This is a genomic window from Bacteroides sp. AM16-24 (assembly GCF_003471885.1).
GTDB lineage: Bacteria > Bacteroidota > Bacteroidia > Bacteroidales > Bacteroidaceae > Bacteroides.
This window is the reverse complement of the sequence record NZ_QRKI01000038.1, coordinates 1-5,800: the sequence shown is the minus strand read 5'-3', so window position 1 is coordinate 5,800 and position 5,800 is coordinate 1. Positions and strand designations below refer to the sequence as shown.

Sequence of the window (5,800 nt, the reverse complement as noted above, 5' to 3'; positions counted from 1 at the left end):
ATATGGAGGCTTTCCTCTAAAAAACGGCAACTACCTACTCTCCCACTTGACGCAGTACCATCGGCGTGATCAGGCTTAACTTCTCTGTTCGGAATGGGGAAGAGGTGGAACCCTGATGCTATAGTCACCTGAATAAGTCAGACATGATGCTAAAAGTAAAGTCAGAAAACTGAACGTATATATCCGCCATACAAGGCAAGGACCAAAAGTGAACGGGCAATTAGTAATGCTCGGCTATGATGTTACCACCTGTACACCTGCATCCTATCAACGTCATCGTCTTTGACGACCCTAAGAAATCTAATCTTGTGGCTGGCTTCGTACTTAGATGCTTTCAGCACTTATCCAATCCCGACTTAGATACCCAGCAATGCACCTGGCGGCACAACTGGTAAACCAGAGGTCAGTCCAACACGGTCCTCTCGTACTAGTGTCAGAGCCACGCAAATTTCATACGCCCACGATAGATAGAGACCGAACTGTCTCACGACGTTCTGAACCCAGCTCGCGTGCCACTTTAATGGGCGAACAGCCCAACCCTTGGGACCTTCTCCAGCCCCAGGATGTGACGAGCCGACATCGAGGTGCCAAACCCCTCCGTCGATATGAGCTCTTGGGAGGGATCAGCCTGTTATCCCCGGAGTACCTTTTATCCTTTGAGCGATGTCCTTTCCATACAGAAACACCGGATCACTATGCTCTAGTTTCCTACCTGATCGACTTGTTAGTCTCCCAGTCAAGCGCCCTTATGCCATTACACTCTACCGACGGTTACCAATCGTCGTGAGGGCACCTTTAGAAGCCTCCGTTACGTTTTTGGAGGCGACCACCCCAGTCAAACTACCCACCAAACAGTGTCCTCGCAGCAACGAGTTAGAACTCAAATAACCAAAGGGCCGTATTTCAACAGCGGCTCCACAAATACTGGCGTACATGCTTCAAAGCCTCCGGCCTATCCTACACATCAATTACCCAAATTCAATGTTAAGCTATAGTAAAGGTTCACGGGGTCTTTTCGTCCCATCGCGGGTAATCGGCATCTTCACCGATACTACAATTTCACTGAGCTCACGGTTGAGACAGTGTCCAGATCATTACACCATTCGTGCAGGTCGGAACTTACCCGACAAGGAATTTCGCTACCTTAGGACCGTTATAGTTACGGCCGCCGTTTACTGGGGCTTCAATTCAATGCTTCTCTTGCGATGACATCTCCTCTTAACCTTCCAGCACCGGGCAGGTGTCAGGCTGTATACTTCATCTTTCAATTTTGCACAGCCCTGTGTTTTTGTTAAACAGTTGCCTGGACCGATTCTCTGCGCCCCACCTTACAGTGGGGACCCTTTATCCCGAAGTTACAGGGTCAATTTGCCTAGTTCCTTAACCGTGAATCACTCAAGCGCCTTAGTATATTCAACCCGACTACGTGTGTCCGTTTGCGGTACGGGTACCTTAAAGATTAAGTTTAGCGGATTTTCTTGGGAGTATGATTACATGCACTATTGGATTGTTCCGAAGAACGCTCCATACTATCAGGTTCGACTCTCACTCCGGATTTGCCTGGAATGATCAACATCTACACCCTTCAACGGACTATTCCGTCAGTCCGCGGCACTGTCACGCCTCCGTCTCCACGTCACTCTTTAAGGTAGTACAGGAATATTAACCTGTTCTGCCATCGGCCTCACCGTTCGGCTGAGCCTTAGGACCCGACTAACCCTGATCCGATTAGCGTTGATCAGGAAACCTTAGTCTTTCGGCGAGGGGGTTTCTCACCCCCTTTATCGTTACTTATACCTACATTTGCTTTTCCACACGCTCCAGCAAAGCTCACGCTTCACCTTCAACGCAGAGTGGAATGCTCCCCTACCGATGTTTGCACATCCCATAGCTTCGGTAAACCACTTATGCCCGATTATTATCCACGCCAAACTCCTCGACTAGTGAGCTGTTACGCACTCTTTAAATGAATGGCTGCTTCCAAGCCAACATCCTAGCTGTCTTAGCAATCTGACTTCGTTAGATCAACTTAGTGGTTATTTCGGGACCTTAGCTGATGGTCCGGATTGTTCTCCTTTAGGACATGGACCTTAGCACCCATGCCCTCACTCCTGATATAGAACTAATACGCATTCGGAGTTTGTCAAGACTTGATAGGCGGCGAAGCCCTCGCATCTTATCAGTCGCTCTACCTCATATTAGTATAAATCAAGGCTGCACCTAAATGCATTTCGGGGAGTACGAGCTATCTCCAAGTTTGATTAGCCTTTCACCCCCACCCTCAGCTCATCCGGAAGCTTTTCAACGCTTATCGGTTCGGTCCTCCAGACAGTGTTACCTGTCCTTCAACCTGGCCAAGGGTAGATCACTTGGTTTCGCGTCTACTCCTTCCGACTATCCGCCCTGTTCAGACTCGCTTTCGCTTCGGCTGCAGGTCTCAAGACCCTTAACCTTGCCGGAAAAAGTAACTCGTAGGTTCATTATGCAAAAGGCACGCCGTCACAGTTTACACTGCTCCGACCGCTTGTAGGCGCATGGTTTCAGGGACTATTTCACTCTTCTGTTCGAAGTGCTTTTCACCTTTCCTTCACAGTACTGGTTCGCTATCGGTCTCTCGGGAGTATTTAGCCTTACCGGATGGTCCCGGCAGATTCACGCAAGATTCCTCGTGTCCCGCGCTACTCAGGATACCACTAGGGTTAAGTTAGCTTCGTATACCGGGTTATCACCGTCTATGACTGAACTTTCCAGATCATTCTACTCACTAACTGTCGTCCCACGACGTGGTCCTACAACCCCATACATGCCGTAACACATATGGTTTGGGCTGTTCCCCGTTCGCTCGCCACTACTAGGGGAATCATTATTTATTTTCTCTTCCTACAGGTACTAAGATGTTTCAGTTCCCTGCGTTTGCCTCCTACTTAGTAGGATAATACCTCTTCAAGATATTGGGTTGTCCCATTCGGAAATCCGCGGATCAAAGGTCATTTGCACCTACCCGCGGCTTATCGCAGCTTATCACGTCCTTCATCGCCTCCGAGAGCCAAGGCATCCGCCATGCGCCCTTGCTTACTTTTAGTCTTACCTAGCCGTATGGCTCGATATATACTTTCAGCTTGTTATAACTTTACTTTTTTTGTACATCATGTCAAAGAACGTTTACCTCTAAAAGGTAGAGTGGAGAATAACGGATTCGAACCGTTGACCCCCTGCGTGCAAAGCAGGTGCTCTAGCCAGCTGAGCTAATCCCCCGAAGTAAGCAACCAACAGATTGCCAACTGCGTAGTCCCAGGCAGAGTTGAACTGCCGACCTCTACATTATCAGTGTAGCGCTCTAACCAACTGAGCTATAGGACTGTCGAGTTCAACCTCGCCTTGCGGCTCGGCTTCTTCTTTCTCATTTATATGTTTAAATAAACAATTACTCGTAGTCCAAGAGGTTCTTATGGTAGCATGACTTAAAGAACCAACTTTTAAAATCTAATACTTGACTTGCGCCTCATTATACTCTGAGCGTCGCTCCAGAAAGGAGGTGTTCCAGCCGCACCTTCCGGTACGGCTACCTTGTTACGACTTAGCCCCAATTACCAGTTTTACCCTAGGACGCTCCTTGCGGTTACGTACTTCAGGTACCCCCGGCTTTCATGGCTTGACGGGCGGTGTGTACAAGGCCCGGGAACGTATTCACCGCGCCGTGGCTGATGCGCGATTACTAGCGAATCCAGCTTCATGGAGTCGGGTTGCAGACTCCAATCCGAACTGAGAGAGGCTTTTGGGATTAGCATCACATCGCTGTGTAGCTGCCTTCTGTACCCCCCATTGTAACACGTGTGTAGCCCCGGACGTAAGGGCCGTGCTGATTTGACGTCATCCCCACCTTCCTCACATCTTACGACGGCAGTCTCTCTAGAGTCCTCAGCATGACCTGTTAGTAACTAAAGATAAGGGTTGCGCTCGTTATGGCACTTAAGCCGACACCTCACGGCACGAGCTGACGACAACCATGCAGCACCTTCACAACTGCCCGAAGGAAGATCTGTTTCCAAATCCGTCAGTTGCAATTTAAGCCCGGGTAAGGTTCCTCGCGTATCATCGAATTAAACCACATGTTCCTCCGCTTGTGCGGGCCCCCGTCAATTCCTTTGAGTTTCACCGTTGCCGGCGTACTCCCCAGGTGGAATACTTAATGCTTTCGCTTGGCCGCTTGCCGTATATCGCAAACAGCGAGTATTCATCGTTTACTGTGTGGACTACCAGGGTATCTAATCCTGTTTGATACCCACACTTTCGAGCATCAGCGTCAGTTACAGTCCAGTAAGCTGCCTTCGCAATCGGAGTTCTTCGTGATATCTAAGCATTTCACCGCTACACCACGAATTCCGCCTACCTCTGCTGCACTCAAGACTACCAGTATCAACTGCAATTTTACGGTTGAGCCGCAAACTTTCACAACTGACTTAATAATCCGCCTACGCTCCCTTTAAACCCAATAAATCCGGATAACGCTCGGATCCTCCGTATTACCGCGGCTGCTGGCACGGAGTTAGCCGATCCTTATTCGTATGGTACATACAAAACAGTATACATACTGCACTTTATTCCCATATAAAAGAAGTTTACAACCCATAGGGCAGTCATCCTTCACGCTACTTGGCTGGTTCAGACTCTCGTCCATTGACCAATATTCCTCACTGCTGCCTCCCGTAGGAGTTTGGACCGTGTCTCAGTTCCAATGTGGGGGACCTTCCTCTCAGAACCCCTATCCATCGATGTCTTGGTGGGCCGTTACCCCGCCAACAAACTAATGGAACGCATCCCCATCGATTATCGAAATTCTTTAATAACAAGAAGATGCCTTCTCGTTATGCTATCCAGTATTAATCTTTCTTTCGAAAGGCTATCCCGGAATAATCGGCAGGTTGGATACGTGTTACTCACCCGTGCGCCGGTCGCCATCAACCTATTGCTAGGTCATGCTGCCCCTCGACTTGCATGTGTTAAGCCTGTAGCTAGCGTTCATCCTGAGCCAGGATCAAACTCTTCATTGTAAAAGTATTGTTATTACCGGTATCGCTACCGGTGATTTTGCTCTGTTCAGGACGCTCGGTTTATTAAAAGTTCTCAAATTACCTATATATATAAGTTACTTGACGGTTCTTTCTTTATACCCAAGATTACTTCATTCAAATGCAGTAACCTTGCTCTTGTACTACTTGTATTGTTTATGTAAATTATTCAAAGATCGCTTCTTCTTGAATCGCTTTTTCTTTTCAGAAAGCGGATGCAAAGGTAAGAACTTTTAAGCATATCCTCCAAATATTTTCGGAAGTTTTTTTTCTTTTTTCTTTTTCTCGTCGTCTCTCTTTGCGAAAGGGAGATAAAAGAGGAAAGAAAAAGGAGTTCTTAACAACACCGGTTTCTTAATCAGTAAATCAATCAGCGATTGCATTCCTTTCGGAAAGCGGGTGCAAAGGTAAGAACTTTAACACATAACTTCCAAATGTTTTCAGAAGTTTTTTTCTTTTTTCTTTTCGACTGCCGTATTCTTGGTTGGAATTAGGGCAAAAGGAAAGAAAAACGTTAGGGTTCTTACACCGTTTCTGTCAGAATGTCAATTGCAAGGCTTACCGTCTCTTGGAAAGCGGGTGCAAAAGTAGCGCATATTACAATTCAATCCAAATATATCTACCGTTTTTTCACAGGTTTTTTGAAACAATTTTGTAACTGCTTGATTGATAAGGATGTTGTAGAACATATTTTTAAGAAGGAACGTGGACGGGCACGGAAGGGTACACAT

Annotated in this window: 2 tRNA genes and 3 rRNA genes; all 5 read right to left on the bottom strand. The window is 47.3% G+C overall.

The features are described from left to right. Nucleotides 1-21: 21 nt before the first annotated feature. Nucleotides 22-132: ribosomal RNA gene (gene rrf, locus DW182_RS21825) — 5S ribosomal RNA — on the bottom strand. A gap of 68 nt (nucleotides 133-200) precedes the next feature. Next, nucleotides 201-3,082 (bottom strand): 23S ribosomal RNA (locus tag DW182_RS21820). A gap of 99 nt (nucleotides 3,083-3,181) precedes the next feature. Then, nucleotides 3,182-3,255, bottom strand: a tRNA-Ala gene (locus tag DW182_RS21815). 31 nt (nucleotides 3,256-3,286) lie between these two features. Further along, nucleotides 3,287-3,360, bottom strand: a tRNA-Ile gene (locus DW182_RS21810). 168 nt (nucleotides 3,361-3,528) lie between these two features. After that, a 16S ribosomal RNA gene (locus DW182_RS21805) occupies nucleotides 3,529-5,051 on the bottom strand. The 16S, 23S and 5S rRNA genes sit together here with 2 tRNA genes alongside, the layout of an rRNA operon. Nucleotides 5,052-5,800 lie beyond the last annotated feature (749 nt).